The sequence below is a fragment of the Shewanella sp. SNU WT4 genome (assembly GCF_006494715.1).
GTDB lineage: Bacteria > Pseudomonadota > Gammaproteobacteria > Enterobacterales > Shewanellaceae > Shewanella.
Genome location: NZ_CP041151.1, coordinates 699,057 through 725,778, shown reverse-complemented (window position 1 = coordinate 725,778; position 26,722 = coordinate 699,057). Strand labels below are relative to the sequence as shown.

At 46.8% G+C, this 26,722-nt stretch carries 28 protein-coding genes and 1 other RNA gene; 13 read left to right on the top strand and 16 right to left on the bottom strand.

The features are described from left to right. Window positions 1–15: 15 nt before the first annotated feature. The 3 genes from FJQ87_RS03280 to FJQ87_RS03270 form a co-directional block, all read right to left on the bottom strand. Window positions 16–1,464, bottom strand: a complete 1,449-nt coding sequence (locus FJQ87_RS03280; RefSeq protein WP_140930550.1) for a protein adenylyltransferase SelO — start codon at window positions 1,462–1,464, stop codon at window positions 16–18. 78 nt (window positions 1,465–1,542) lie between these two features. After that, window positions 1,543–1,833 carry a hypothetical protein gene (locus FJQ87_RS03275; RefSeq protein ID WP_140930548.1) on the bottom strand — a complete coding sequence of 97 codons (291 nt, stop codon included), beginning with the start codon at window positions 1,831–1,833 and terminating at the stop codon, window positions 1,543–1,545. 106 nt (window positions 1,834–1,939) lie between these two features. Next, the gene (locus FJQ87_RS03270; RefSeq protein WP_240778816.1) at window positions 1,940–2,632 is read right to left on the bottom strand and encodes a hypothetical protein; all 693 of its coding nucleotides are present in this window, start codon (window positions 2,630–2,632) and stop codon (window positions 1,940–1,942) included. 188 nt (window positions 2,633–2,820) lie between these two features. On the opposite strand from FJQ87_RS03270, the gene FJQ87_RS03260 reads away from it, so the two are divergent. The 4 genes from FJQ87_RS03260 (at window position 2,821) to FJQ87_RS03245 (ending at window position 5,337) form a co-directional block, all read left to right on the top strand. After that, the gene (locus tag FJQ87_RS03260) at window positions 2,821–3,180 is read left to right on the top strand and encodes a DsrE family protein (RefSeq protein ID WP_140930542.1); all 360 of its coding nucleotides are present in this window, start codon (window positions 2,821–2,823) and stop codon (window positions 3,178–3,180) included. 87 nt (window positions 3,181–3,267) lie between these two features. Next, on the top strand, window positions 3,268–3,636 hold the full coding sequence (locus FJQ87_RS03255; protein ID WP_140930540.1) for a nitrous oxide-stimulated promoter family protein: 369 nt from the start codon (window positions 3,268–3,270) through the stop codon (window positions 3,634–3,636). Window positions 3,637–3,739: 103 nt separating this feature from the next. Continuing rightward, window positions 3,740–4,693, top strand: coding sequence for a hypothetical protein (locus FJQ87_RS03250; protein ID WP_140930538.1), 954 nt, complete (start codon window positions 3,740–3,742; stop codon window positions 4,691–4,693). A gap of 98 nt (window positions 4,694–4,791) precedes the next feature. Continuing rightward, window positions 4,792–5,337, top strand: coding sequence for a lipid-binding SYLF domain-containing protein (locus FJQ87_RS03245; RefSeq protein ID WP_240778891.1), 546 nt, complete (start codon window positions 4,792–4,794; stop codon window positions 5,335–5,337). A 180-nt stretch (window positions 5,338–5,517) separates the two neighbouring features. On the opposite strand, the gene FJQ87_RS03240 is transcribed toward FJQ87_RS03245, so the two are convergent. The 3 genes from FJQ87_RS03240 to FJQ87_RS03230 form a co-directional block, all read right to left on the bottom strand. Beyond that, complete coding sequence (locus FJQ87_RS03240) at window positions 5,518–6,102, bottom strand: hypothetical protein (protein WP_140930534.1); 585 nt, start codon at window positions 6,100–6,102, stop codon at window positions 5,518–5,520. Between the two features lie 157 nt (window positions 6,103–6,259). Further along, the gene (locus FJQ87_RS03235; protein WP_140930532.1) at window positions 6,260–6,586 is read right to left on the bottom strand and encodes a YkvA family protein; all 327 of its coding nucleotides are present in this window, start codon (window positions 6,584–6,586) and stop codon (window positions 6,260–6,262) included. Between the two features lie 61 nt (window positions 6,587–6,647). Next, window positions 6,648–9,044: a YgiQ family radical SAM protein gene (locus tag FJQ87_RS03230; protein WP_140930530.1), complete on the bottom strand. Its 2,397-nt coding sequence runs from the start codon at window positions 9,042–9,044 to the stop codon at window positions 6,648–6,650. 344 nt (window positions 9,045–9,388) lie between these two features. Between FJQ87_RS03230 and FJQ87_RS03225 the strand changes: the two genes are divergently transcribed. Then, complete coding sequence (locus FJQ87_RS03225) at window positions 9,389–10,609, top strand: threonine/serine exporter family protein (RefSeq protein WP_140930528.1); 1,221 nt, start codon at window positions 9,389–9,391, stop codon at window positions 10,607–10,609. 151 nt (window positions 10,610–10,760) lie between these two features. After that, window positions 10,761–12,479 (top strand): hypothetical protein, encoded by a 1,719-nt coding sequence (locus FJQ87_RS03220; protein WP_240778814.1) that lies wholly within the window; start codon window positions 10,761–10,763, stop codon window positions 12,477–12,479. A gap of 95 nt (window positions 12,480–12,574) precedes the next feature. On the opposite strand, the gene rnpB is transcribed toward FJQ87_RS03220, so the two are convergent. Further along, window positions 12,575–12,944: RNase P RNA component class A (gene rnpB / locus FJQ87_RS03215), an RNA gene on the bottom strand. A gap of 75 nt (window positions 12,945–13,019) precedes the next feature. Continuing rightward, the gene (gene rsmI, locus FJQ87_RS03210) at window positions 13,020–13,886 is read right to left on the bottom strand and encodes a 16S rRNA (cytidine(1402)-2'-O)-methyltransferase (RefSeq protein ID WP_140930524.1); all 867 of its coding nucleotides are present in this window, start codon (window positions 13,884–13,886) and stop codon (window positions 13,020–13,022) included. 108 nt (window positions 13,887–13,994) lie between these two features. On the opposite strand from rsmI, the gene FJQ87_RS03205 reads away from it, so the two are divergent. The 4 genes from FJQ87_RS03205 (at window position 13,995) to FJQ87_RS03190 (ending at window position 17,362) form a co-directional block, all read left to right on the top strand. After that, entirely contained in the window at window positions 13,995–15,806 is a 1,812-nt protein-coding gene (locus tag FJQ87_RS03205) for a penicillin-binding protein activator (protein WP_140933968.1), read from the top strand. Next, complete coding sequence (locus FJQ87_RS03200) at window positions 15,803–16,132, top strand: YraN family protein (RefSeq protein ID WP_140930522.1); 330 nt, start codon at window positions 15,803–15,805, stop codon at window positions 16,130–16,132. Before FJQ87_RS03205 ends, FJQ87_RS03200 begins: the two co-directional genes overlap by 4 nt. A gap of 67 nt (window positions 16,133–16,199) precedes the next feature. After that, on the top strand, window positions 16,200–16,793 hold the full coding sequence (locus FJQ87_RS03195) for a phosphoheptose isomerase (protein WP_140930520.1): 594 nt from the start codon (window positions 16,200–16,202) through the stop codon (window positions 16,791–16,793). Further along, window positions 16,790–17,362: a BON domain-containing protein gene (locus FJQ87_RS03190; RefSeq protein ID WP_140930518.1), complete on the top strand. Its 573-nt coding sequence runs from the start codon at window positions 16,790–16,792 to the stop codon at window positions 17,360–17,362. Before FJQ87_RS03195 ends, FJQ87_RS03190 begins: the two co-directional genes overlap by 4 nt. On the opposite strand, the gene FJQ87_RS03185 is transcribed toward FJQ87_RS03190, so the two are convergent. Beyond that, window positions 17,331–18,233 (bottom strand): DMT family transporter, encoded by a 903-nt coding sequence (locus FJQ87_RS03185; protein WP_140930516.1) that lies wholly within the window; start codon window positions 18,231–18,233, stop codon window positions 17,331–17,333. The genes FJQ87_RS03190 and FJQ87_RS03185 overlap by 32 nt on opposite strands. A 120-nt stretch (window positions 18,234–18,353) precedes the next feature. On the opposite strand from FJQ87_RS03185, the gene FJQ87_RS03180 reads away from it, so the two are divergent. After that, window positions 18,354–19,256, top strand: coding sequence for a LysR substrate-binding domain-containing protein (locus FJQ87_RS03180; protein WP_140930514.1), 903 nt, complete (start codon window positions 18,354–18,356; stop codon window positions 19,254–19,256). 29 nt (window positions 19,257–19,285) lie between these two features. On the opposite strand, the gene trpS is transcribed toward FJQ87_RS03180, so the two are convergent. The 3 genes from trpS to rpe are packed head-to-tail and all read right to left on the bottom strand — an operon-like array spanning window position 19,286 to window position 21,661. Next, window positions 19,286–20,284, bottom strand: coding sequence for a tryptophan--tRNA ligase (gene trpS / locus FJQ87_RS03175; RefSeq protein WP_140930512.1), 999 nt, complete (start codon window positions 20,282–20,284; stop codon window positions 19,286–19,288). Window positions 20,285–20,306: 22 nt separating this feature from the next. Further along, complete coding sequence (locus FJQ87_RS03170; protein ID WP_140930511.1) at window positions 20,307–20,987, bottom strand: phosphoglycolate phosphatase; 681 nt, start codon at window positions 20,985–20,987, stop codon at window positions 20,307–20,309. After that, entirely contained in the window at window positions 20,987–21,661 is a 675-nt protein-coding gene (gene rpe / locus FJQ87_RS03165; protein ID WP_140930509.1) for a ribulose-phosphate 3-epimerase, read from the bottom strand. Before rpe ends, FJQ87_RS03170 begins: the two co-directional genes overlap by 1 nt. A 181-nt stretch (window positions 21,662–21,842) precedes the next feature. Here rpe and FJQ87_RS03160 point away from each other — a divergent pair, with 181 nt between their 5' ends. Further along, window positions 21,843–22,142, top strand: coding sequence for a hypothetical protein (locus tag FJQ87_RS03160; protein ID WP_140930507.1), 300 nt, complete (start codon window positions 21,843–21,845; stop codon window positions 22,140–22,142). Then, window positions 22,139–22,321, top strand: coding sequence for a DUF2970 domain-containing protein (locus FJQ87_RS03155; protein ID WP_140930505.1), 183 nt, complete (start codon window positions 22,139–22,141; stop codon window positions 22,319–22,321). The genes FJQ87_RS03160 and FJQ87_RS03155 overlap by 4 nt, the downstream gene beginning before the upstream one ends. 45 nt (window positions 22,322–22,366) lie before the next feature. Here FJQ87_RS03155 and FJQ87_RS03150 read toward each other — a convergent pair whose 3' ends face one another. From FJQ87_RS03150 to aroK, 4 genes are all read right to left on the bottom strand, one after another. Then, window positions 22,367–23,239, bottom strand: a complete 873-nt coding sequence (locus FJQ87_RS03150) for a Dam family site-specific DNA-(adenine-N6)-methyltransferase (protein ID WP_140930503.1) — start codon at window positions 23,237–23,239, stop codon at window positions 22,367–22,369. 65 nt (window positions 23,240–23,304) lie between these two features. After that, window positions 23,305–24,942 (bottom strand): AAA family ATPase, encoded by a 1,638-nt coding sequence (locus tag FJQ87_RS03145; RefSeq protein WP_140930501.1) that lies wholly within the window; start codon window positions 24,940–24,942, stop codon window positions 23,305–23,307. Between the two features lie 12 nt (window positions 24,943–24,954). After that, a complete protein-coding gene (gene aroB, locus FJQ87_RS03140) occupies window positions 24,955–26,034 on the bottom strand; it encodes a 3-dehydroquinate synthase (RefSeq protein WP_140930499.1) in 1,080 nt (359 codons plus the stop codon). 7 nt (window positions 26,035–26,041) lie between these two features. Next, a complete protein-coding gene (gene aroK, locus FJQ87_RS03135; protein ID WP_140930497.1) occupies window positions 26,042–26,557 on the bottom strand; it encodes a shikimate kinase AroK in 516 nt (171 codons plus the stop codon). Window positions 26,558–26,722 lie beyond the last annotated feature (165 nt).

Genomic DNA, 26,722 nt, shown 5'->3' with positions numbered 1-26,722 from the left:
ACTCATCTCCCAAGGCTAACTACTGCAAGATAATACCAGACCTTGCGCCCAATCAGGCGGCAATTGGGCATATTGCTCATATTGTGTTTGCTCATCAAAAGGATTTTGCAGCGCGGCCATCAGCGATGTGACCATCTCAAGATTGCCACGTTCTGCCTCTTCAATGGCTTGCTGAGCCAAGTAATTTCGCAAAATATACTTAGGGTTAGTGCGCTGGCGCTGCGCTTGCCAGCCGTCCCAATCATCAACGCCGACTAAGCGTGTCTTATAAGCGCGCCACCAATCACTCATGAGTTGCGGCTGCACGCAATCATCTTGCCAGGGCAGCTGTTTATCAGCGTGACTCACAAGTTTTAACTGTCGCATAGTGCGAGTGTAATCTAGGCCATTGGCTTGCAATCCCCGCATTAAGGCCGAGATCAGCTCTAAATCGCTATCATTATCATGGCGCGCCATTCCTAAACGCCCAGACATAATAGTCACATAATGCTCAATCAAGCGTGGCTCAAAACTGTCTAACCCAGAGACAAGCGAGTCTGACGCTATAATGGGCGCCAGCGCTTGCGCTAAGCGCTGCAAATTCCACAGCGCGACCCCAGGCTGACGCACAAAGCTATAGCGCGACTCGCTATCAGAATGATTACATACAAAATCTTCATCATATCTGTCTAAAAAGCCAAAGGGACCATAATCTAACGTGTCCCCAAGTATGCTCATATTGTCGGTATTCATTACCCCATGGGTAAAGCCAAACGCTTGCCATTTGGCAATCATAAGCGCTGTGCTATCAACCACTTTGGCAAACCAAGCGCTATAACCTTGGCTATCTAAAGTGAGCTCAGGATAATGCTGCTTAATGGTGAAATCGATTAAGGCTTGTAACTGCGGCTTACTTTGTAGCCCATGAGTCACATATTGAAAATGACCAAAGCGAATATGACTGCGCGCCAACCGCACAGTAATGGCGGCGGTTTCTTCCGTTTCACGCCATACGGATAAATCAGAGCCCACCACAGCTAGCGCCCGCGTCGTGGCTATGCCTAAATGATGTAACGCTTCAGAAGCTAAAAACTCCCGTAAGGCAGAGCGCAATACCGCGCGGCCATCACCATGGCGAGAATAAGGCGTGATACCTGCGCCTTTTAGCGACATTTCAAATGCGCCTTCTGGCGCCTGCAAACTGCCCACTATCATGGCGCGGCCATCACCTAATTGCGGGCTATAGCCACCAAATTGATGGCCACTGTAGACTTGCGCAAAATAATGCCCCAAACCATTATCAAATAATTGATTGCCCGCGCATTGGTTAAGCAAGCTGGCGGTGGGTTTAATACCGCCAAGTAACTGCGCCGCATCATCACTCCAAGCAATCCAGCGACTAGCCCCTAGTCCTTGCGGCAATACTGGCGACAATAGCTTAGGTAACTCATTAAAAAAGGGTTGCTTGAATTGTAATGCCGTCACCTTATCGCCCCTGTGCCTAGTTAAATGATTTGTTACTCAAAGCCAAGACTAAGACTAAATGATTGAGTGATTGAGTTATTAAATGACTGAGCTATTGAGTTGCTTACAACTCACCGTTGAATCTGTTTGCTCGCACTCTAACGCGCACACAAACACCCCAAGGTTTTGCCCAGATATACGCAGCATGCCAGCGCCTTTGCTCTGACATTGCTCTAAGGTTTGGTAATAACCGCCTATGGCTTTGGCTTTGGCTTCTATCACACTTGGCGCGGCGGCAACGCCAGGATAGTAAAACAGTGTCCACTGCGATGGCTGACTGCAGCCAGAGAGCAATAACACCCCTACAAAAATCAGTAATTGTTTAAACACAAGCGCCCCACAGGCTTAATCTAGCGATAGCTTGCATTCTACGCGCTAAGTCATGAAAAAATAACGCTAAATTTTGTCGGGGTATTAGGAAGATGATTTAAGAGAATTATGAAGGCCTTGCTTGCTGTAAGCGTTGTTTACGCCCACTAAAACCAGTCGCAGTGCCATCATTTAAGCCCAATGCCAGTGCCCTGTCACACACCTCTATGGCAGCATCAATATGGCCAGCATCGGCAAGTAAAGTGGCTAAATGCTTAAACGCGTGACCAGATGGCGTGTCTGTGAGCACTAGCAATTCATTATGCCAACGGCTTAACGCCAAAGATTGTGACAATACTTGCGCTTGTTTGCGCGCCTTGTAGCAGCGCTTGATTAAGCCACATAAGCGCGGATAGGCATCATTTAACGTGGCGCCCATGACTTCACTGACCAAGGCTTGCAAGCTTGGGTCAGTCAATTGCACTTGGCCAGCAAGCTTGCCGCCCTGCTCTTGTGCTTGCAAATCTTGCAGCTTAGCTTCATTGCTAGCCTCTAGATGAGCCTCGATATTAGCGATACTCATACTAACTTCTCTGGCACTAACTTCATTGGCGCTAACTTCACTAACACCAACTCCGCTGGCGATAACATCACTGGCGCCAACACTACTGGCAGCGCTGGTATTGATGGTGTTTTCATTGTCAGCAGCAAGCTTAGCGGCGCGTGCCTCCTCGGCTTCTTCCTCACGGGCTAAGCGCTGAGCTCGTATATACAAGTAAACGCCGAGGGCAACTAATAACACTAGGACAAATAATTTCATGGCGATATCCTTGTCGCGAAATGAGTTATCAGTCTCATTCCATTATCATTTCTCTTGGATTATGCGGATTTTCAGCTAAATATCTAGCGCTTAATCATTAACACTTTGGCTAAGGTCAAGGTTAGCTAACGCTAATATCAGTAGACTAAGCACTGCTATCCTAGCTCTCACTCACTAAGGTTTATTGCATGCAAACCATACTGTTAGTTGCTCACTCAAGCCCTTATGGCAGCGAAAAATTATTTAATGCCCTAAGAATTGCAATTTCATTAGCCGAGCAAACCGAGCCCAAAGTATCACTGCAAGTGTTTTTAATGTCAGATGCTGTGTATGGCGCCATGACGCATCAGCAAACCCCAGCGCTGAGTTATCACATTCAACAAATGCTCGATATTCTGACCGCGCAAGGCGTACCGGTAAGCTTATGCAAAACCTGCTGTGAAGCGCGCGGCATTACTTCTGAGCTACTCACTAGCGACTGCCAGATAGGTAACTTACAACAATTAAGCCAATGGACGATTGCGGCAGATAAAGTCATTCATATTTAGAGCTAGCTCAAGCTTTAGCCGTTTATCCCGACGGCAAGCAAATGATTGCGATATTATTAAGATACTTATCAAATACAGGTTAATGCAATGGCAGCGCTGATTCGTTTTCAAGGCCCTTTATTAAATGAGTTCAAAACCCTCACGGCCATGATCTCCATTTATTGCCACCATCAACATGGCGGCAAACCTCTGTGTGATGATTGTCAGCAATTGCTCGAATATGCCAACATGCGCTTAGACCGCTGTCCTTATGGCGCGACTAAGCCGACCTGTAACAAATGCCCAGTTCATTGCTATAAGCCTGAGCCCAAAGCCTTAATGCGCGAGGTGATGATATTTGCGGGGCCAAGAATGTTAATTTATCACCCGATACTGGCGCTGCAGCACTTAATTAAAGAGCGTAAAGCCACGCCAGGTTTGCCTCCTAAAGGCGCATCCAACCGCCACCAGCGCTAGCCATTGATCTAACATTCAGATTAAGCTAGCACTCGGTTTACCCTTATCACTGAGATGACCTAAGACTCGCAGTGCCGGTTATAACGATTCGTGAGGTGACTCGATGCTCGAATTTAATCAGTATTTGCAGCAGTCCTTTTGGTGGTTGTCGCTCATCGCGGGTATTCACTGCCTGCTATTGGGCGTATATATTCGTTATATTTATCGCGGGCGCCAGCAGCATCACACCTTACTGGTCGCTCTTATTAGCTTGATTGGATTGTATTTTTTTAGCGGTACTTTACCCATAGTCGAGCTTGATAGCTTATCCCATCTAGTGCAATCGCATTTACTGCATTTAAGCTTATTTCCCATTTATTTTTTAGTGATGCCAGTGCTGTACCTGTATTGCTATCGCAGCTTGCATCAAATCACTTCCCCCATAAATCTTAACTTGCATCTACTGCCAACCATTATCGCGATTGTCTTAGTAATTGTTGCCGCCAGCTGGCAACGATTGGGACTGAGTGGTTTTGAATTTAATGCTCTCGAATCCAAGGCTTTAGCATTAAGCGCCGTCAACGTGAATGATCCGCTAATTGCCGCGCCTCAAGAAGCCACTCAATTTAGCCTCTTAGCCATAGTGCTACCCCTATGCTTATTGCTGCAGAGCGGCTGTTATTTTGTCGCGACATTTAGGCTACTTAATCACTTTACTAGCCGCGCCAGTCGCGCTCATCAAATGAGCCTGAAAGATATCAAGTGTCACTGGTTATTGGTATTAACTCTGTGTTTACTCGCCAACTGGTTAGTGCGCAATGCACTCGTATTCATCCCTTTTTATTTCAATAGCGACATTACGGTCGCAAGCTTAATCCTGCCCAGATTATTGATGCTAATTAGCCTGTACGGTTTAGCCTTTTATGGCCTTAAACAAATTACCCAAGCCGCCTATTTACGCGGTTTACTGAGCCAGCAACCCGTTAATGCCAATAAAGCCAGCTCGCAATTATTAAGTTCAGAAGAGCTCGCCTATTTGCAAAAAGTCATACATCAATCACCATTAAGCAAAGACTAATATTTAGCTAGCGCAGTGGCGACTTATGGTTATGATGAGATGAGTCTAACCAATCGCACTTATCAGGGAGATGCTCAATGACCACCTCAATTAAAGCCATGCTAGTGTTGCTCAGCGCAGGAATTTGCCAAGTGTTTAGCATGTCTAGCGCTTGGGCCGATTCAAGCTATCAAGATGCCCTCAGCCATTTTAAGCAAGCGCCGCAAACCGCCCCATTTTTTAATAATGCCTATGGTTATGCTTTATTCCCAACCGTTGCCAAAGGTGGCTTTGGCATTGGCGCAGCGTATGGCGAAGGTAAGGTATTTGTGGCAGGAAAAGCCACAGGCAACACCAGCTTAAGTCAAGTATCTATAGGGTTTCAGCTCGGCGGCCAAGCTTATAGTGAGATTATTTTCTTTCAGCATCAAAAGGCCTATGAAACCTTTACCAGTGGCGAGTTTGAATTTGGCGCGCAGGCATCAGCCGTGGCCTTAAATGTGGGCGTTAACGCTCAAGCAGGAAGTACAGGTACCAGCGCCAAGGCCGGCAATGCAGTTGCTGCTCAGTACATTAATGGTATGACAGTGTTTACCCTTGCCAAAGGTGGCTTGATGTATGAAGCCGCGCTAGCAGGCCAAGCGTTTAGCTTTAGCCCGCGTTAAGTTCATCATTTGCTTAATGCGCTCAATCTTATTTAGTGAGCTTAATTTAAACCGAGCTTAAGTCATCAAGTCACTCGCAGCCCAGAGGCTAGATTTATAGTAGCTGGGCTGGCCTGTCATTAAGTCCTCATTGACTCTCAGCCTATTTGTCGCTGAAAGCGACTTATGGGTTCAGCGACACTATTCATGCCCCCACGGGCTGGGCGGCAAAGCCACTGGCTGGGTTAAATCAAATTCCACCAAAAAGTCACGATTAGCGCGATTAAGGCGATAACTAAAGCTATTACTGTCTATGCCCATATGCCACACATTAGTGACCGATTGATTCAAGCCATTGGCCATGAAGTTGGCAATTGAAAACTCATCCACAGGAAATGATTGCAAGGTGGCGCTCCCCGTGGTGGCCGTATCGCCGCCATACATAGTGACTGTATCTGAGCTGCCATCTTGATGACGATGATCATGCTTTAACTGCAGGCCTTGGGCAGTTTTGGTGATGACCCAAGTGCGAGAATGATCATCGCCCACATGAAAAGGAACTTTTAATTGCTGCTCACTGCATTCACGCACATGCATGATTAACCTCTTATTGCTAAAGCTAGCATCGGCGGCACTCGCATTAACAACTGTGCCGGCGTAAGCCTTACCGCAATGCGCCTTAATGGCATCAAAAAATGCCAATTGCTTTGAATCTAATTCTTGGCTTAATACGGAAAATGGCAGGCTGCCAGCAAGTAACAAATACAGAGGGAGTTTAGGTGTCATTATGATTATTACCTCTCTTATAGGGAGGTCACAATCTAGCATAAGCTTGGCTTAGTCGCAGAATAAATGACCAAACCAATAATGCATTGAATACTAAGAGCTAACTATCAAGCAAAGTGGCTGAGGTCAAGATGCTTAACGACCAGCCAAAAAGAGACTAACTAAACCAGCGCGCTAAGGTTTCGCTCGATTTACGCTTAACCTCATCATCAATATACAAGGACACCATGCCTACGGCCGCGGCTAGTGCACCGAGATCATCGGTAAAGCCCATTAACGGCGTAATATCCGGCACAGCATCAAGTGGCATAATGAAGTAGCCTAAGGCGCCAAAAATAACGGCCTTAGCCCATTTAGGAGTATCAGGGCGCTGCGCGGCATAAAACAGCCATAAGGCTTTTTCTACCACTTCTTGACCGGCCTTGAGGGCAAACATTTTCAGCTTTTGCCAAAAGCCCTGCTCACTATATTCGCTTTGACTCATATCATCCCCTGATGGCTAATTTGCGACTGCCAAGCTTGATACTTGGCAGCCCTAGAATTAACTACTTCGTCTTATTGGCTTTATTCGCCTTGTTGCCATTACTTGCTGCTGGCTGCGCTTTACCAAAAATCGGTCTCGGACCGCGGGCGCCGGACTTTGGCTTTGCACTGCTAGGCTTATTACTAGGCTTAAGCGCATCTGACTTACCAATATCTGACTTACCAGCATTCGCTTTGCCGGCATTAGGCTTGCCTGAGCCAGTTTTATCCGCATGACCTTTACCAGCGGCAGCATTGCCTTTAGCGCCGCCTTTAACATTGGAGTTTGGCTTACGCGCATCATGTTGATTATCGCTAAAACGCGTTGCCGCTTGCTGGCCTTTTGGTGCAGGCTTATTACCCCAGCTTTTAGCTTCATTGCGACCTTCAGGCGGCACTAAGCAATTAGGGCCAGTACCTATCAAATAGGCTTTACCCATGGCTTGCAATGCTTCACGGATTAATGGCCAATCTGTGCTGTCATGGTAGCGTAATAAGGCTTTGTGCAAGCGGCGCTGCCGCCCCTTTTTCGGCACAGATACTTGCTCACTGCCATGCTTCACATTTTTAAGCGAATTAAGCTCAGTGTGATAAATAGTGGTGGCATTGGCCATAGGCGATGGATAAAAGTTTTGCACTTGATCTAGCTTAAAACGGCGCTCTTTTAACCATAAGGCCAAGTTGACCATATCTTCATCTGTGGTGCCAGGGTGCGCCGAGATGAAGTAAGGAATTAAATACTGCTGCTTGCCCGCTTCTAGGGAAAACTTATCAAACAACTCTTTAAACTTGTCATAAGACCCCATGCCAGGCTTCATCATCTTAGATAATGGCCCTTCTTCGGTATGCTCTGGGGCAATCTTTAAATAGCCACCCACATGATACTTAGCGAGCTCCTTAACATAGCGAGGATCTTCAATGGCTAAATCGTAACGCACGCCAGAGGCAATCAGTACCTTTTTAATACCAGGTACATCACGCGCGGCGCGGTATAAATCAATAGTGTGCTGATGATCTGTGTCCAAATGGCCACAAATGGCGGGATAGACACAAGATAAACGCCGGCAGGTTTTTTCAGCTTTTTCGCTCTTGCAACCCAAACGATACATGTTTGCAGTCGGGCCACCGAGATCGGAAATCACGCCAGTAAAGCCTGGAACTTTATCGCGAATATCTTTAATTTCTTTAATAATCGACTCTTGCGAGCGACTTTGAATAATTCGCCCTTCGTGCTCAGTAATAGAGCAGAAAGAACAACCACCAAAACAGCCTCGCATGATGTTGATTGAGGTTTTAATCATGTCATAGGCAGGAATTTTTTCATTGCCATAGGCAGGATGCGCTATGCGCTGATAAGGCAAATCAAAGACCGCATCCATCTCATCGGTATTTAATGGCCAAGCCGGCGGATTAACCCACACGGCGCGATCGCCATGAGGCTGCAATAAGGCGCGGGCACAACCTGGGTTTTGCTCTTGATGCAAAATCCGTGAGGCGTGAGCATACAGATATTTATCGGTACTGACCTTTTCATAGGCTGGCAGCAACACATAGGTTTTTTCCCAAGGGCGCGGCTTAGGCGGCTGCACACTGATGGCTTTAGGCGCGTCATTATCAAAAATCTTGGCATCACTTGGGCCAGATAAATTCTTGCAACCAACGTCATCGGCGCCATAAGGGTTGGGAATGGGATCGATTTTATGCAGTTGATCTAACTTGCGCGAATCCATGCCACGCCATTCAGGCAAGGCTTGCTTAACAATAATGGCGGTGCCGCGGACATCGGTTAAATCGGCTGCCGCTTCACCTGCCGCTAATCTGTGGGCCACTTCGACTAATGGGCGCTCAGCGTTACCGTAAATCAGTAAATCGGCCTTAGCATCAAAAATTACGCTGCGGCGCACTTTGTCTGACCAATAGTCGTAGTGCGCTATGCGGCGCAAACTGGCTTCAATGCCGCCAATCACTACCGGCACGTCTTTAAAGGCTTCTTTACAGCGCTGGGTATACACAGTCACGGCGCGATCTGGGCGTTTGCCGCCGACGTTACCTGGGGTATAAGCATCATCGTGGCGCATTCTGCGATCGGCGGTATAACGGTTGATCATCGAATCCATGTTGCCAGCCGTCACCCCAAAAAATAAATTGGGCTTACCTAGGCGCATAAAGTCATCTTTGCTCGACCAATCAGGCTGAGCAATAATGCCCACTCTAAAGCCTTGGGCTTCAAGCATGCGGCCAATCACGGCCATACCAAAGCTTGGGTGATCGACATAGGCATCCCCTGTCACTAAGATAATATCGCAACTATCCCAACCTAATTTATCCATCTCTTTGCGAGACATGGGCAAGAACGGCGCAATGCCGTAGCACTCAGCCCAAAATTTAGGGTAAGAAAACAAGCTGGATTCAACATGCATAGTGACTAGTTAACCTTCAATATTCAGCAACAGGAGGCATGACAAACAATAAGCATAGCTAAATCGCTAAGTGCTCGGCCTCCAAAATGGCGCGCATTATAACAGGCAAGGTTATTAAGGAGCGACTAAAAAAACAGCTAACTGGTGCTATGCCTCTAATAATCACCGCAGCCATAAGCTTCCCGCTAAACATGCCATCACCAAGGAAACACTGCCTCAGCGAGCAACATCTACTCAATCAAAGCTAAATATGCTGCAAATGACTCACAATTCAAATAAATACGTTAACAACTTAGGCGCTTCACGCTAAAATCCGCTCGCCTTTTAGCTAACATGCGACATTCATGGATCCGATAGAGTTCTCTTTAAAGCGCCGTTTCATTATCAAATTAGGCAAAGCCTTGCATCAATACGGCACTCCAGCCTATCGCCTCGAAGCACATTTACGTCGTGTCTCAGCCCATTTAGGCTTAGAAGGCTATTTTTTAATTTCCCCAACCTCGATGACATTCGTGCTCAATCATGGCGAAGATCAGGAATATAACCATGTCGCGCGGGTGAAACCTGGCGATCTTGATTTAGGATCTTTGGCGCGCTGCGATGATCTCGTGGATGAAGTGCTCGATGGCAGGCGCGACCTAATGGAAGCCAATGAAAGACTTGGCGATATTATTAAGCGGCCATCTGACTACAACAGCCTAGTCACAGGCATAGCTTATACCCTGACGCCAGCCGCCTTTGCCATGTTAATAGCGACTGGTTGGCATGATGTCTATTGGTCATGCTTACTGGGGTTTTTGGTGTTTGTGTTAGTGAAGCTGTCAGAAAAATCGCCGCGCTTAACCGAAATGCTTGAACCGTTAGCGGCCATTGTTTGCGGCTTTGGTGCCACCACCATTGCCTTTATCGATCCCTTGGTCAATATTCCCGTGCTTATTCTCTCTGGCATCATAGTGTTTGTGCCGGGCTTAGCCTTGACCTTAGGCTTAGCCGAATTAGCGGCGCGCGACCTGATTTCAGGCACAGCGCGCATCATGGACGCCTTAATGCTGATGTGTAAGCTCTATTTCGGCGGCTTTCTTGGCATCATGATTGCTCAAGCGATTTTTGGCACACCAACCACAGTTCCAGATGAACCATTAGCGCGCTGGGTAATTTGGAGCGCTGTACCATTTCTTTCCTGCTTACTGGTCGTGCTGTTTAAAGCTCGCCCGAAAGATGCGCCATGGGGCATTAGCGCGGGCATCATCGCCTTCTTATTTGCCATGTTAGGCGGTATGTATTTAGGCGAATCTATCGGTATTTTTGTCGGCGCCTTGGCCGTCGGCATTTATGCCAATCTCTATAGTCGCTGGATGCACGCACCCGCGACTATCGCGCTACTTCAAGGCATAGTGATTTTAGTGCCCGGCAGTAAAACTTATATTGGCCTTAATTCTTTAGTCTCTGGCGAGATGATCCTAAACCAAGTGAATGTGGGCTCGCAGTTATTCTTAATCTTTATGTCGCTTATCGCTGGGCTGATTTTTGCCAATGTAGCCGTGCCCCCCAGATCCACCTTGTAGCCCAACAGCCAAGCCGACGATAAGTTTTACTTACTGTTATAAAAAGCCTTTTTTCATCGCAATGGATAAAAGCTTGAGTAATTCACTTGACGGCAGACCAGAATGCGTATGTTATTAAAATGTAACTTACCGCTAAGCATGGAGCCGTCAAGTGGACAAGTATTTCGTCGTGCTAGTTGCTATGTCACTACCATTGACGGCCATCTCGGCCGAGATAGAAGACTGTGAATTTGGCGCTGCCTCGGCAGCTGAGCCTGTGGTTAAGATTGATAAAATTCATATCCAAAGCAATGACATTTTTGACGAAAATTTAGACGATAGTTTTTTTATCCATCGCTGGGCCAATGCACTGCATATCAACACCTTACCTAGTGTCATCGCCAACCACCTCAGTATTAGCGCAGGCCAAACCGTCACCGCCGCACAAATCAATGAAGCCGAGCGTTTACTCAGAGCCCAACCCCACATTCGCGAGGCCAAAGTATCGCTGGTTGCCAAAGGTAATCTTGCAACCACTCAAGGCTCCCTTGGCAAAAGTGCGACTGTGGGCGGTAACACTCCAACCAATACAATCGCTGACAACAAGATTGGCGGCGATAATCCTCCTTGTGTCCAGCAAGACTTATTGGTCGAAACTTGGGATAACTGGTCACTGCTGCCCACCTTTAGCGCAGGGCGCTCAAGTGGTGAAAATAAGCTTTCCTTTGGCATCAAAGAAGACAACTTGTTAGGTACCGGCATAAGCACAGATATTAAATATCAGTCAGATCAAGACCGCACAGGTTATAAGTTAGCCGTTAATGCTCCGATTAATTGGATCCCACACTCAAACTTACTCTTAGATTTTTATGACAATAGCGACGGCCAAGCCAGCCATCTGCTATTTAATAAACCCTTTTTTAGCTTAGATGGCAGCCATAGCTATCAAGTAGAATATTTAGAAGATGTGCGTATCGACACCCTAGAGCAAAACGGCGTTGATATTAATAAATTCCAGCACGACACTCAGTTTTACAGCGCCGATTACGGCTGGTTATATCATTACGATAAACACCATACCCAGCGCATAATTGCTGGAGTCACGGCTGATCAACACCAGTTTTATCCAAACTTTTTATACCCAGATGGACCATTACCCCAAGACCGCGACTTTCTTTATCCGTGGCTCGCGTGGGAGTCCATTGAAGATGAATTTAAGGTGCTTAATAACGTCAATTTCATCAATCACAGTGAAGATATTAACTTAGGCTTTTATCACTACCTGCAAGTGGGGTTAGAAACTCGCGATCGCCGCAGCTCAGCGCCTGGCTACCATATCAAAGGCTTAACTAGCATGGGGTTTGAGCGCGATAATCACTTAGTTCTTGCCCAAATTAGCGCCAAGGCCGTGCTCAATACCGGCATAGAAGATTATTATTGGGCGCAAATGAGCGGTGAATATTATTACAACATCAATCCGAAATGGACCAGCTTTAACAGGTTAGCCTTAAGCACTAGCCAACACTTGCCATTAGATATGCCAAGCGCCCTTGGCGACAATACCGGGCTGCGCGGTTATGCCAACGATTATCAATATGGCGACCATCAATGGCTGTTTACCACAGAGCTGCGACATTACCCCAATATCAATCTCTATCAATTTGCTGAACTTGGCTGGACAGCATTTGCCGACATAGGTCAAGCCTTTGGCGGCGATGATAGCAACAATGCCATTACCGGCCCCATAGGAAGTGTCGGTGTTGGCGCTCGCTTGTATTCATCGCGTTCCAGCTATGGCAACGTCGCTCATATAGATATTTCAGTGCCGATCACCACAGGCCCCAATGTCAGTAGTTGGGAGTGGCGTTTTCAAGTGAAAAACCGGTTTTAAACGACTGAACAATCAATGACAGGCAAAAATATTGAGAAAATAAAATGTTAGAAAACAAAAAAGCCTCACATTGCTGTGAGGCTTTTTTATTGAATGAGGTGAGTTGGCCGATAAGCCGGGTCCTGTCTTGGACAGTCATTCATCTAGGCCGTTAATCGCTCAACGGCTCAAGCAATCTACCCGGTTCCAACGCGAGCCACGCATTAACTTACCTAAGTAAGCAGTGGAACCCTATTTGATCTTGCTCCGGGTGGAGTTTACCATGCCACGAACTGTTGCCAGCCGCGCGGTGCGCTCTTACCGCACCCTTTCACCCTTACCGACCTGATAAATCAGGCAGGCGGTCTGCTCTCTGTTGCACTGGTCGTCGGCTTGCGCCGCCCAGGCGTTACCTGGCACCCTGCTCTATGGAGCCCGGACTTTCCTCCCCGTTCTTACGAACGCAGCGACTGTCTGGCCAACTCGGCGGCGATTATAGCCTAAGCACTCACATGCTCCAACCCTTATTACGCCTACATAGGGCAAAAGCCAACCAACTGCTTATAAACCCGCCTCTAAGCCGTATTTATACAGGGCATTCTTTTTAACGTTATGAATTTGCGCGGCCAAGGCAGCGGCTTTTTTAAGCGGCAATTCAGTGCATAACAAATTTAAAGTCGCAAGCACAGGCGCAGCAATAGCTTCGTCATCGGCTTGGGAGAAACCGTGACACATCAAGACGATTTCACCCTTTTGCTGATTAGGGTCTGACATCACTTTAGCTAAGACTTCTTCAGCAGCGCCGCATAAGAAGGTCTCAAAAGTCTTAGTGACTTCACGCGCCATCACGATTTGGCGATCGGCGCCAAACACTTGCACTATGGCCTGCAAACTATATTCAATGCGATGCGGCGACTCATAAAAAATCAAGGTGCGCGGATCTTCCATTAAGATAGTGAGCTTGTCTATGCGCGCTTTTTCTTTTGATGGCAAAAAGCCTTCAAAACTAAAACGATCAGAAGGTAAGCCTGAAGCGCTTAAAGCGGTAATGGCAGCGCATGGCCCTGGTAACGGCACCACAGGGAAGCCTGCATTACGCACGTGCGACACTAAGTGATAACCAGGATCTGAAATCAGCGGCGTGCCCGCATCTGAAATCAAGGCGATACGCTTACCTTGACTCAATAAGTCCACTAAATACTGGGCGCGCGCGCGTTCATTATGATCATGCAACGCCATGGTTTTAGTACTGATACCAAAATGGCTTAACAATTTGCCACTATGGCGGGTATCTTCACAAGCGATTAAGTCAACCTGTTGCAACACCTCTTGGGCGCGCTGACTCATGTCGGCAAGATTACCTATCGGGGTCGGCACGATATAAAGTGCAAGATTAAGTGACGATTCCGCATTGGCCGCTAGGGTCATATTTACCTCTGAAATCAAACTGCCAGACCCACAATATTGATCCAATACTTTCGCGGGGCCAGAGACAAGGTTAAACTAAAGCCAGCATCTTACCATGAGTATCGCCAAGTGTTGAAAAGCCTAAATCGATCGCATCTTATTTGTCTGACTGTGTTTGCCTTAACGTTAGGGGGCTGCGCGAGTCAATCATCGGCGCCTAAGCCATCACAGCCACAAAAACTGGTGTCCTTAGCCGAAGCTAATTTGCCGGCGCAGGAGTATTTAGCGCAGGCGCAACTGGCCACTCATAGCGAAAATAAACACCGACTGTTGTTATTAGCAGCGCAAGCCTACCTGCAACAAGGCGATTATTCTGCGGCTGATAAAATTTTAACCTCGATTGGTAAGCAGTTGAGCCCGCAGCCGCAAGTGCAAGCTCAGTACCGTTACCTCACCGCGTGGTCACAACATTTGCAGGGGCAAGAACGCGCCGCCCTTGAACTGTTAAATTACCCAAGCCAATGGCAACTTCAGAACTGGCAGCAAGCTAATCGCTGGCAGTTACAAGCTAAAATTTATGGCGTGTTGGGTCAGGGATTTCAGCAAGCTCAAGCCTTAGTTGAACTCAGCCGCTATGTTCCTGCCGAAACCACAGAAGCTGTGAATAATAACTTGTGGCAAATATTGCAAAGCTTGCCCTTAGATCAATTGGCGCAAACTCAAGTTAATCAAGCCCCTCTGTTTGCTGGTTGGTTACAGCTTGCTTATATCGCCAAGCATTATGGCGTTAACCCTAATCAATTAGTGCGCCATTTAGGCCAATGGCAGCAGCGCAACCCTATGCACCCTGCCGCTAAAAAGTTGCCACAAGATTTGCAAAGTGCGCTGAATACTCAGCCCTACAACCCTAAAACCATAGCGGTATTACTGCCGTTATCGGGCAAGTTTGCAGCACTGGCAGACCCGGTAAGACAAGGCATAATGGCCGCCTTTTTAGCAGCGCCAGAGCGCGGTATTAACCTTAAGTTTTTTGATACGGCAGTGAGCGCCACCACGGCTTATGAGCAAGCAGTCAATGCCAAGGCTGAATTTATTATCGGGCCGTTATTGCCAAACTCTGTGGATGAAGTTAACCGCTTGCAACACAGTATTCCTCAGCTTTACCTTAATCACACTGAACAGCAAATCAGTGGCAAGGATCAATACTTCTTTGCCTTATCGCCATCAGAAGAAGCCAGTGACGGCGCAAATCGCCTCTATCACAACGGCATTCGTCATCCGCTCGTGCTGGTTAGTGATGATTCAACCAGTAAACGCATGGCCGAAAGCTTTGCCCAAACCTGGCAGCAATTAAGCCATACCAAGGCCGAAATTCATTATTACCAAGCGGGTGATAAGATGAAATTAGCTGTGCAGCAAGCCCTTGGCGTTAAAGATAGCCAAGAGCGCATTGCCCGCATCAAGCAGTTACTGGGCACTAAGGTCGAAGCCGATTTCCGTTCGCGCCAAGATGTTGATGCTATTTACATGATTTCTGGCCCCAATGATTTAAGTTTGCTAAAACCCTTTATTGATGTGAATGTCAGCGTGTTTAGTACGCCAGCGCCCTTATACACCAGCAGCCGCAGCCGCTTGGAAGGCGATAGAAATGCCATCGAGTTTAATAACTTAAGGGTAAGTGACATTCCATGGCTGATTGCCCCCACCGAAGAAACTAAAGCTGTGAGCGCCCTGTTCCCTCGTTGGCAAAATAGCCAAAAGCGTTTATTTGCTATGGGGTATGATTCGCTGTCATTAGTTGATAAGTTAGTGCAGATGCGCGCGTTTTCAGGCTATCAATATCAAGGACTAACAGGTAACTTATCGGTACAGGCAGATGGTAAGATAATTCGCCACCTTAGCTGGGGGAAGTATCAACAAGGTAGCTTAATTCCACTATGACAATAAGCGGCGCAGAGGCAGAACAGTTGGCTTGTCAGTATTTGCAAGCGCAAGGACTGGTTTTCGTCGCCAGCAATGTGCGTTACCCTTTTGGTGAATTAGATCTCGTAATGAGAGACAATGACTATTGGGTGTTTGTCGAGGTAAAATACCGCAGTCACCAAGGATACGGTGGGGCGTTAGCCGCGATGAGTCCGCAAAAAATTCAACGTTTACGTCGAGCTGCCAGTCATTATCTGCAGCTCAAGCACATAGATGCACCTTGTCGTTGCGATGTATTAGCCATCGACAACCAAGATTATCAGTGGTTAAAAGATGCCTTTTAACCTAAGCGATCGCTAAAAGGTAGACAGTGTCTACTGAAGATCTCCAAGAATGAGTAAGGTTTAGTTGATGTTAGAACGTATCAAAGGCAGTTTCACTGAGTCCATCCAAACCAAAATTGATGCCGCAGAAGCTCTGCCAGATTCAATCGCTATGGCCGCTGAAATGATGGTTCATTGCCTATTAGGTGGCCATAAAATTCTGGCGTGTGGTAATGGTGGTAGCGCAGGTGATGCCCAGCATTTCTCTGCCGAGCTATTGAACCGTTATGAGATTGAGCGTCCGCCATTACCTGCTATCGCCCTGTCAACTGACACCTCAACCATTACGGCCATTGCCAACGATTACAGCTATGACGAGATTTTCTCTAAGCAAATCTTAGCCTTGGGTCAACCAGGTGACATATTACTGGCGATTTCAACCAGTGGTAACTCAAGCAACGTCATTAAAGCCATGGAAGCAGCCCTGAGCCGCGACATGACTATCGTAGCGTTAACCGGTAAAGATGGCGGCGCTATGGCCGGTTTATTAGGTGGCAATGACGTAGAAATCCGCGTGCCATCAAATGTTACTGCCCGCATCCAAGAAGTGCACTTATTAGTGATCCACTGCTTATGTGACAACATTGACCACACCCTGTTTCCACAGGACGAGCAAGCGTGAGAAGGCTGCTGCCTTTAATCTTGTTAGTGCCAATCCTCTCCGGCTGCGCCGGAGTGGTGATGGTGGGCGCTGTGGGCGGCGCTGTCGCCATTAATGACGAACGCAGCCTGCGCACTCAGCTTGACGATACCAATGCCGATTTTGATATCGCCAGCGCCCTCGCTAAGCATCCAGACTTAAAGGCTCAGACCAATATTTCAGGCATTGTGATCAATGGCAATACCTTGCTGGTTGGCCAAGCGCCCAATTCCATGCTGCGCGATAAAGCCATTGATACGGTGAAAAGCCTCAAGATTGGCGGCAAAATTCATAATCAAATTCGCATTGGTAATCCCACGTCCTTTACTACTCGCAGCAATGACACTTGGATAACCACTAAGGTCAAAGGTCGAATGCTCAATCATAAAGGGCTAGATACCAGCCGCATCAAGGTGCTCACCGAAAATGGTGAAGTCTATTTGCTGGGTTTAGTCTCCAAGCAGCAAGCTGAGCTTGCTGTTGAAGTAGCGCGCAATACTGCGGGCGTACGTAAAGTGATTAAAGTTTTTGAATATCCTGAGCAATCTTAAGATTTCTATTTAACTTTTTATTAAGTAACTGCTGCAATTTTTGCCATTGCGGCAGTAATAAAGAGGGCAAAACTACCATAGCCGCGCCCAGCCAAGCTAAGTTATCTAACCATTCATCAAACAATAACCAACCAAAGAACACGATAAATATCAGCCCTGAATATTCAGCAATGGCAATTTCCCCCGCCTGCGCTTGCCGATAAGCGAGCACACAAAACCAGTGATACACCATCAAGCAAACATTACTGACGAGCGCCACCATAAGTAACTGCCAGCTTAAGCCTTCAATGCCCTGAATCAATGTCATGACAGCAACCAGCGGCAGTGCCAGCAAGTTATACAGCATGATAGGTATGATAGGATGGTCATCAAAAGACACTTTACGCAGGGTTAACTGACAGATGGCAAAAGTTAAGGCACTGAATAATACCGCGACACCGGCAATCGCCATGGCGCCCGGTTTTAAGATCAACAGCACGCCCAGCATACCCAGTAACGCACAAATCCATTGCCCTATAGTCACGCGCTCTTTTAAGAAGATATAACCAAGCACCATAATCATTAACGGCGCAGTATAAAAAAGCGCGCTGACGCTCGCTAATGGCAAGGCCATGATACCTATCACTAAGCCCAGCGCCCCTAACGCACCAATGTTGGCGCGAAAGAAATGTATGCGCCACGCCTGCGGCTTAGGCTTACCCACCAAATACCATAAAGGAACCAACATCAGGATTGAGGTTAATTGCCTAACTAATAGAAAAGTGGTGGCATTAGTGTCGGTAGGCAACCACTTAATACTAACGTCGTACAACGCGCTAAAAAGATTGCCTGCAACTAGTAAGAGCAAACCAAAAACAACCTTGTTTTTCATGACCATGGCTCTAAAAAGGAAAGGTGCCCATGATAGCGAGCGCAGCTTGCGGCTAAAAATGATGTTTTTTATCAACTCATGAGTTAAATTCATGATGGGTACTAAATAGATGAAATTTACATGAGAAAACTGCCACCACTGCGCGCCTTGCAAGTCTTCGAGGCTGCGGCTCGATTACAACATTTTTCGCAAGCGGGTGATGAGTTATGCATTAGCCAAAGCGCGGTATCCCATCAAATTCGCTCGCTCGAGCAGTATTTTGGTACCCATTTATTTGATCGCAGCCGCCGCCAACTGACATTAACCCCTAAAGGCGCACAATTAGCCCAAGGGCTAGAGCAAGGATTCAATGACTTAGCAGCGCTATGCCAGCAAGCGCACGACAGCCCGAGCCAAGAGCTCACCTTAGTGGTTTACAGCTCATTTGCGGTTAAATGGCTCATTCCACGCTTATCGGATTTTAATCGCCGTCACCCTGAGGTGAAGCTGCGACTCAATATGGTGAGTCACGACCCAGACTTAGCCACGCTGGATGGTGACATGCTTATTACCGGTCAGAAAATGCCGCGGGGGTATCATCAAGAGTGTCTACTGCAAGAGCGCTTAATCCCTGTGTGCAGTCCAAGTTATGCGTTAGCGCATTCGCCCATGAGCTTGGAAAATTTCCAGCAGTACATGTTATTGATTGTTGATGAAGATGCTTGGGGGTTAGATTGGCCGCGTTGGTGCGAGCGCAATAATATCGCCTTAAATAATAACGCTACCCATCAGGTGGTTAGCCACGTATTACTGGCAATTGAAGCGGCTGCATCTGGTCTTGGTATTGCCTTAGCGTCAGATTTTATGGTGGAGCAAGACATAGCCCAAGGCCGCTTAATCGCCCTCCCTTGGCCTGATATTCATACCGGATTTGAGTTTCTCTTTTGCTGCCGCCGTCAGCGCGCTGACGATCCAGCCATAGCCAAAGTCCGCTCTTGGCTACACCAGCAATTGGCTAACACCGCAATAAAAATGCCGGCATAAGCCGGCATTATGGTTAGCGTAAAACTTAATTACACCAACAAACCTATCTTTTCAGACACGTCTTTTAAGGTCTTAGCGGCGCGGATTTGCGCGCGCTCAGCACCATCTTTCATCACAGCATTAAGATACGCTTCATCGCTGCGGAACTCATGGTAACGCTGCTGCAGCGGCTCTAACATAGAGACTACGGCTTCACCGGTCGCCACTTTAAGATGGCCATACATCTTGCCTTCAAACTGAGCTTCAAGGCTAGCAATGGATTCACCCGTTACGCCAGACATCAGACTTAACAGGTTAGAAACGCCCGCTTTATTTTCTAAGTCATAACGCACGACTGGTGGCTCATCGCCGTCAGTCATGGCTTTCTTGATTTTCTTGAGCACAGTTTTTGGGTCTTCAAGCAAGCCAATGACGTTATTGCGGTTGTCATCTGACTTAGACATCTTCTTTAGCGGCTCTTGCAGCGACATTACCTTGGCGCCATGCTCAGGAATGAAAGGCTCTGGCACCACAAAGGTATCGCCATAGACATTGTTAAAGCGATTAGCGATATCGCGCGTCAGCTCTAAATGTTGCTTCTGATCTTGGCCCACAGGAATTTCATTGGCTTGATATAACAAGATATCGGCCGCCATCAGCACAGGATAACCAAACAAGCCAACGTTAATGTTGTTGGCATGCTTTTGCGACTTATCTTTAAACTGAGTCATGCGATTAAGCTCACCCATTTGGGTAAAGCAATTTAAAATCCAGCCTAGCTGCGCATGCTGTGGTACTTGCGATTGAATAAAGACAGTGCTCTTCTTAGGATCAACGCCGCACGCTAGATACAGGGCTAAGGTATCAAGACAAGCTTGTCTTAATTTAGCGGCTTCTTGGCGAACGGTAATGGCATGTAAATCAACCACGCAGTATAGGCAGTCATGGCTATCTTGCATGGCGACCCACTGACGAAGTGCGCCCATGTAGTTACCTATGGTTAATTCACCTGACGGCTGGGCACCGCTTAGCACTATGGGTTTAGTCATTGAAACATCGCTCCGCTATTGATTATGCCTGGGGGAACCAGGTCAATATCTCTGAAAATTGATCATATACGGCATCGGGGCCGCAGAGCCCAATATCTTCACCGTAGTTGTAGCCATAGGTCAAGCCGATTGAGGCAAGATTGGCAGCTTTTGCCGCTAGAATGTCATTTTTTGAATCACCGACCATTAATAACTGCTCAGGCTTTAAGCACCATTCAGTTAATAGATGATTTAATGGCATAGGATCGGGTTTCATCGCCGCAAGGGAATCCCCGCCTAATACCAGTTCAAATAAATCGCTAATACCTAAACTTGCCAATAATGGCACGGTAAAACGATAAGGCTTATTGGTGACTACGGCTAAGCGTAAACCTGATTGCTTTAGGCGCGTTAACACTGCGAGCACGTCGGGATAAAGCAAGCTACGACCATGCAAGTGCTGCTCATAATACTGCATAAATAATGGCATAGCGGCAGTGAGCTCAGCTTCATCAACCTCAGTCTCTAACGCATGTGTCATGGCTCGGCGCATCAGCATATGAGCGCCATTGCCTACCCAAGCGCGCACTTGGTTTTCTGTACACGTCTTAAGCCCTAAGTCGGCAAGTGTGGCCTGCGTCGCTAAACATAAATCCGGCACGCTATCAACTAAAGTGCCATCAAGATCAAAGGCAACAGCGCGAATGGCTTTGGCATTTATCATCAGGCATCAACCTTAGCCAATTGCTGGCGCATGGCATCGATCACTGTTTTGTAATCTGGTTGACTGAAAATCGCTGAACCCGCCACAAACATATCGGCGCCAGCCGCAGCTATCTCAGCAATATTATCGGTTTTAACGCCACCATCCACTTCAAGGCGAATATCAAAGCCGCTAGCATCAATACGTGCGCGCACTTGGCGCAGCTTATCTAAGGTCGCTGGAATAAATGACTGCCCACCAAACCCCGGATTAACTGACATCAGTAAGATGACATCGAGTTTATCCATTACATGATCAAGATAATGCAGCGGCGTTGCTGGATTAAACACTAACCCGGCCTTACAACCCGACTCTTTAATCAACTGCAAGGTGCGATCAACATGCTCTGAGGCTTCTGGATGAAACGTAATAATTGAGGCGCCAGCTTTAGCAAAATCAGGGACTATGCGATCGACAGGTTTAACCATTAAATGCACATCAATATCGGCCGTAATACCGTAATCTCGTAGCGCTTGGCACACCATAGGGCCAATGGTCAGATTAGGTACATAGTGATTATCCATAACATCAAAATGAACCACATCGGCACCCGCAGCTAAAACAGCGGCAACATCATCCCCTAAACGGGCAAAGTCAGCAGATAAAATCGAAGGAGCAATTAAGAAAGGGCGCATATTATTATCTCGAAAAGTCGGGTAGCAAAGCCGTTATTCTACCGCTCAAGTTCGTTCAAATACCAATTCTACGCATAAAAAATGGGCGCCAAGTGTTAATTAACACCTTGTGACAGTTTAATTTTTAAGCAAACTTGTTATAATTCGTTAACTTTTAACATTGCCGCAAGGAATCACTATTATGGCCAAGGGATTTATAGCAGTAGCTATCGCATTGACTGCGCTACTGTCGCTGAATGTTCTAAAACCTGATAGCACAACGACTCATTGCGATGGTGTTACTACTGAGCTCAATACCAGCCTACCCAGTAGCCATCCGCTTAATCGCTGCGCCTTAGTGGCCAAGCCTGTAAGTTGGATGCAGTGGATCATGGGCAATAGTCGCTCAATGCAGTTTCACTTTATTGATTTGCTTGAATTAATGACTAAGGTGAGCCCACCTGCAGACAATAAAGATATTAAGCCTAGCCCGAGAACATGAGTAAATTTTGGCAAGCCATGTTAAGTGCTGCAGCGGCGTTTTTAGGGGTGCAGTCTGACAAACAGCGACAAGCCGATTTTGCCGAGCACTCCCCGTTGCCATTTATCATCGCGGGAATTGTATTAACGCTACTGTTGGTAATAGCTCTGTTGTTGATTGTGCAATCGGTATTGCCGTAATCGGCAGAGCTTCAAAAACGCTTAAGCTAGCCATTAAAAGGCCGATCAAGCCTTAACTTGCGGCAACTTGCTGTCGTTAATATCAAACTCGCCATGATAAGTCTCATCATATAAAGCAATTAACTCATCAACCTTAGTGCGACTGGCGCCATTTTGACTAATGTTGCGCTGCACCTGAATTTTACCCATGCGCGCGCCATGATAAAGCTCACGCGTCAGCGCTATATCATGATTACTAATCACTACGGGAATACTGCGAGCAATCGCCGTATGGCGTGAAAAACGCGCCAGCAAGGCTTGGTCGTCTAAGCTAAAGCCCGCGCCCACATAAGTAGTAAAACTTGAGGTGGATGACAGTGGCGCATACGGCGGATCGCAATAAATCACGTCGCCACTTTTAGCTAAGCTAAAAGCTTGCTGATAACTAATACATTTAAATTCAGCGCGCTGGGCTTTAACCGCAAAGGCTCGCAATTCCGCTTCTGGGAAATAAGGTTTTTTATAGGAGCCAAAAGGCACATTAAAGCCACCTTTACGGTTGTAACGGCATAAACCATTAAAACCATGGCGATTGAGATACAAAAATAACACTGAGCGCTCAAAACTGTCCGTGCTCGCATTAAAAGCTAAGCGGTTTTGATAGTAGGCTTCTTTTTGATTCATCTCAGGCACAAATAAAGCCTTGCTCGCCTTGATGTAAGCATCAGGGCTATGTTTGACTATCTCGTAGAGGTTGATCAAATCTTGGTTGATATCGCACAGCAAATAGCTGTCATAATCGGTATTCAGAAACACAGATCCTGCGCCCACAAAAGGCTCTACCAAACGTTTACCTGTTGGCAGATATTGACGGAGGGTGTCAACTAACTTGTATTTACCCCCGGCCCATTTTAGGAAGGCACGTTGTTTCTGTTTCATTGAGCTACGGATACCAAAAAATGAAGGTGTCGATTGTACTCTGTTTATTGGTAAATTTCACCGCCCTATAATGGCTTAACGGCTAAGGTTTGCAGATTTTTCCACGAACGAACCCCAGGTTTTGCTATGCCATATTGCTTAACGAGTTGATCGCCATAAGCCAAGGCTTGTTTGTAGCTGTCAAATTGTCCAAGTAATAATACCTGCCATTGCTTTTCAGCCACTAGATATGCCACTTGCGGTGACGATAAGCCCTGCATTACCGTTTTAGCCGATGCGGCATTATTTAATGTGGCCAGTTGCAGCGTATAACCAAGCTTAGGTATTGCACTAGGCAGTGTTTCCTTAAGCTCAGGTTCGGATTTTTGATTGGCTCTAGGCTCTGCCTTAAGCACCGGAGCTAGCACCTCATTGCTAGCCACAGGATCACGCTCTTTACTCATGGCTTTAATTTGAGGCTCTTTGATAGTGACTGCTGGCTTAGGCTCAGACTCAAGCGTAACAATGTTAATTGAATCAGATTTAGCCGTGACTAACGAAGCCTGTGATATTTCACTCTTAATGAGTTCAGGTTCGCTAGGCTTATTTTGAACAGCTTTGGTATCAATGGCTTTAGTTTGAACAACCTTAGTTTGGACAACCTTAGGCTGCACGGTTGCTACTGGCACCCCCTGCACTAACACCACATTAACTGGAAACGCTTTGACTTGGATAAGCTCAGCATGAGCCAACTTAGGCGTAATGGTTAAAGGTGTAAGCGATAAGTCTTTGCCATCCATCACCACATAGTTAACTGCAAATGCTGGCTTGTTGTCTTTAGCGGGATAGATATGAGCCAGCACGTATGGCGCAGTTATTTTCGCGATTAAGGGGGCGGCGAAGGAAGAAATGCTTGCAGAAGCTGATAGTGAAACCAAATTAGTCACTGGCAAAGTTAGCTGTTTAGTTTGCTGATCTAACCACCAATAACCACTCATCACAGCTGCTATCACCACAAAGACCGGCAAGATAAATGCGCCTCGCTTGAAACCTGATGATGGCGTAGGTAGCAGTTGTAAGCTTAGCCAACTAACGACTTCATTCGGCGTGCCCGCTTGCTTGCTAAGTTCATTCTGCATTTGTTGCCGCGTGACTTGAGGTAAAGCCTCACAGCGGCTCGCTAACATATGATAAAGCGCCACTCGCTCTTCAAAGGACAGAGGCGGTATTTGCAGTAACACTAACTGGGACTGCTGCGCGCGAGTTAATTGCGCGAGCATATGCTTGGCAAAATCGTGATGACAAGACAAGGTAAACGCTAATTGCAAGCCTGCGACTTGTAACTGGCTTAACACCAGTAATTCCGCCCAGAGCTCAGCGCTGAGATTATCGGCATCATCAATCAATAGATGAAAACTTTGATGTTGTTGATTCTTAAGGCGGCCGAGGGTATGCACTAACGATTGCTCATCATCAAATATGCTATCGCTACAGATTTGCACTAACAGCTTACGGCGGATTTCTTGGGGTTTAGCGTGTTTAGGGCAAGACAGCCACACGAGTTTACCAGTGCAGTGCTCAGCCAAGGCCGTGAGTATTTGAGTTTTGCCCGCACCAGCAACGCCGCACAATAAGTAGAGCTGGCTATTAAAACTCGCGAGATGCTGTAACCGCTGTAACAGCGATTCTTGAGATGGCAGTAATGATGTTGCAAATAGATCCACAGCTCACCTTAGTTAGCGGCGATCTATGACCTTAGCCAGTAAGGAGTCTTCAACTCCAGTGACAATTTGAGCACTACCTATATCGGTTGGTAGTACCAAACGTAACTTACCCGCTAACACCTTTTTGTCACGCCGCATATGCTTGATAAAACTATCAAAGTTCATTGATTCAGGCGCCGCAATTGGCAAATTAAAACGAGTAAACAGCTGACAAATCCGCCAAACCTTTGACTCATCTATATAACCTAACGCCTGCGCAGTTTTAGCAGCAAGTACTGTGCCAGCTGCAACAGCTTCACCGTGCAACCAATTGCCATAGCCCATTTCAGACTCGATAGCATGACCAAAGGTATGGCCTAAATTCAATAAGGCGCGCACGCCATGCTCAGTTTCATCCTCGCCAACCACTTGAGCTTTGATTTCACAGCAGCGCTTAATTACAGTGGTAAGTGCAGATGGTTCAAGAGCCAAGATGGCATCAGCATGTTGCTCGAGATAATCAAAAAAATGGCCATCCCACATGATGCCGTACTTGATGACTTCAGCCATGCCGGCCGCAAATTCGCGACTTGGTAATGAATTCAAGCAGTCGATGTCAATAATCACCTGTTTAGGCTGATAAAAAGCACCGATCATATTCTTGCCAAGGGCATGATTAACAGCAGTTTTACCACCAACAGAGGAGTCAACTTGAGAAAGGAGAGTGGTAGGTATTTGTATAAAATCCACGCCACGTTGGTAACATGCGGCAGCAAAGCCTGTCATATCACCAATTACGCCGCCACCTAAGGCAACGAACACACAATCTCGACCTAAGGTATGTTCCAATGCTGTCGCAAAGATACCTTCAAGCTGAGATAGGGTTTTGAATACTTCGCCATCAGGCAAAATATGAGAATAAATGGCACCACTCAATCCCTGCAAGGCTTGGGTAAGCTTTGCAAGGAAAAGTGGTGCTATGGTGTCATTTGTGACAATAAGAACGGTTTTGTTAAGTGAATAGCGAGACAAAATCTCACTATCATTCAACAACTTCTGGCCTATATAAATTGGATAACTGCGTTCATCTAATTCAACCTGAAGTTGCTGCATAGTTCACTTAGAATCCTAATTGCTCAATGATTTGATTCGCAACCACTTTAGCGCTTTGTTCATCGGTTTTAACGATGACGTCGGCGATTTCTTCATATAAAGGATTACGAATTTCTGCCAGTTCTTCCAGAACTTGTCTTGGGTCATCTACTTGCAGTAGTGGACGACGCTTATCACGTTGAGTGCGAGCGACTTGCTTGTCAATTGTGGTTTCTAAATACACCACAATACCGCGGGCAGACAGAAAATTACGGATATCTTTACTCTGAACAGAACCGCCGCCTGTTGCTAGAACGATACCTTGCATTTCAGTCAGGTCTGCAACAACCTGAGCCTCGCGTTGACGGAAACCTTCTTCACCTTCAACATCAAATACCCATGCGATATCAGCACCTGTGCGCTTCTCAATCTCGTGGTCTGAATCATGGAATTCCAAGTGCAGCATTTGCGCCAGATGACGACCAATGGTGCTCTTACCTGCGCCCATTGGGCCTACCAGAAAAATATTACGTTTTTCAGCCATTTCTTCTACGTCTGAATCTGATGATCAGTGTGCCTACACCAGCTAACAGAGTTAACCGGCCTTGAATTGTTACCTTGCTCTATATGAGACTTGACCATAGATTATCTCAGTTTAAGGCCTATCAAAGCAAGTGATTGCTGTCGGAATAATCAGGGAAAACGACTA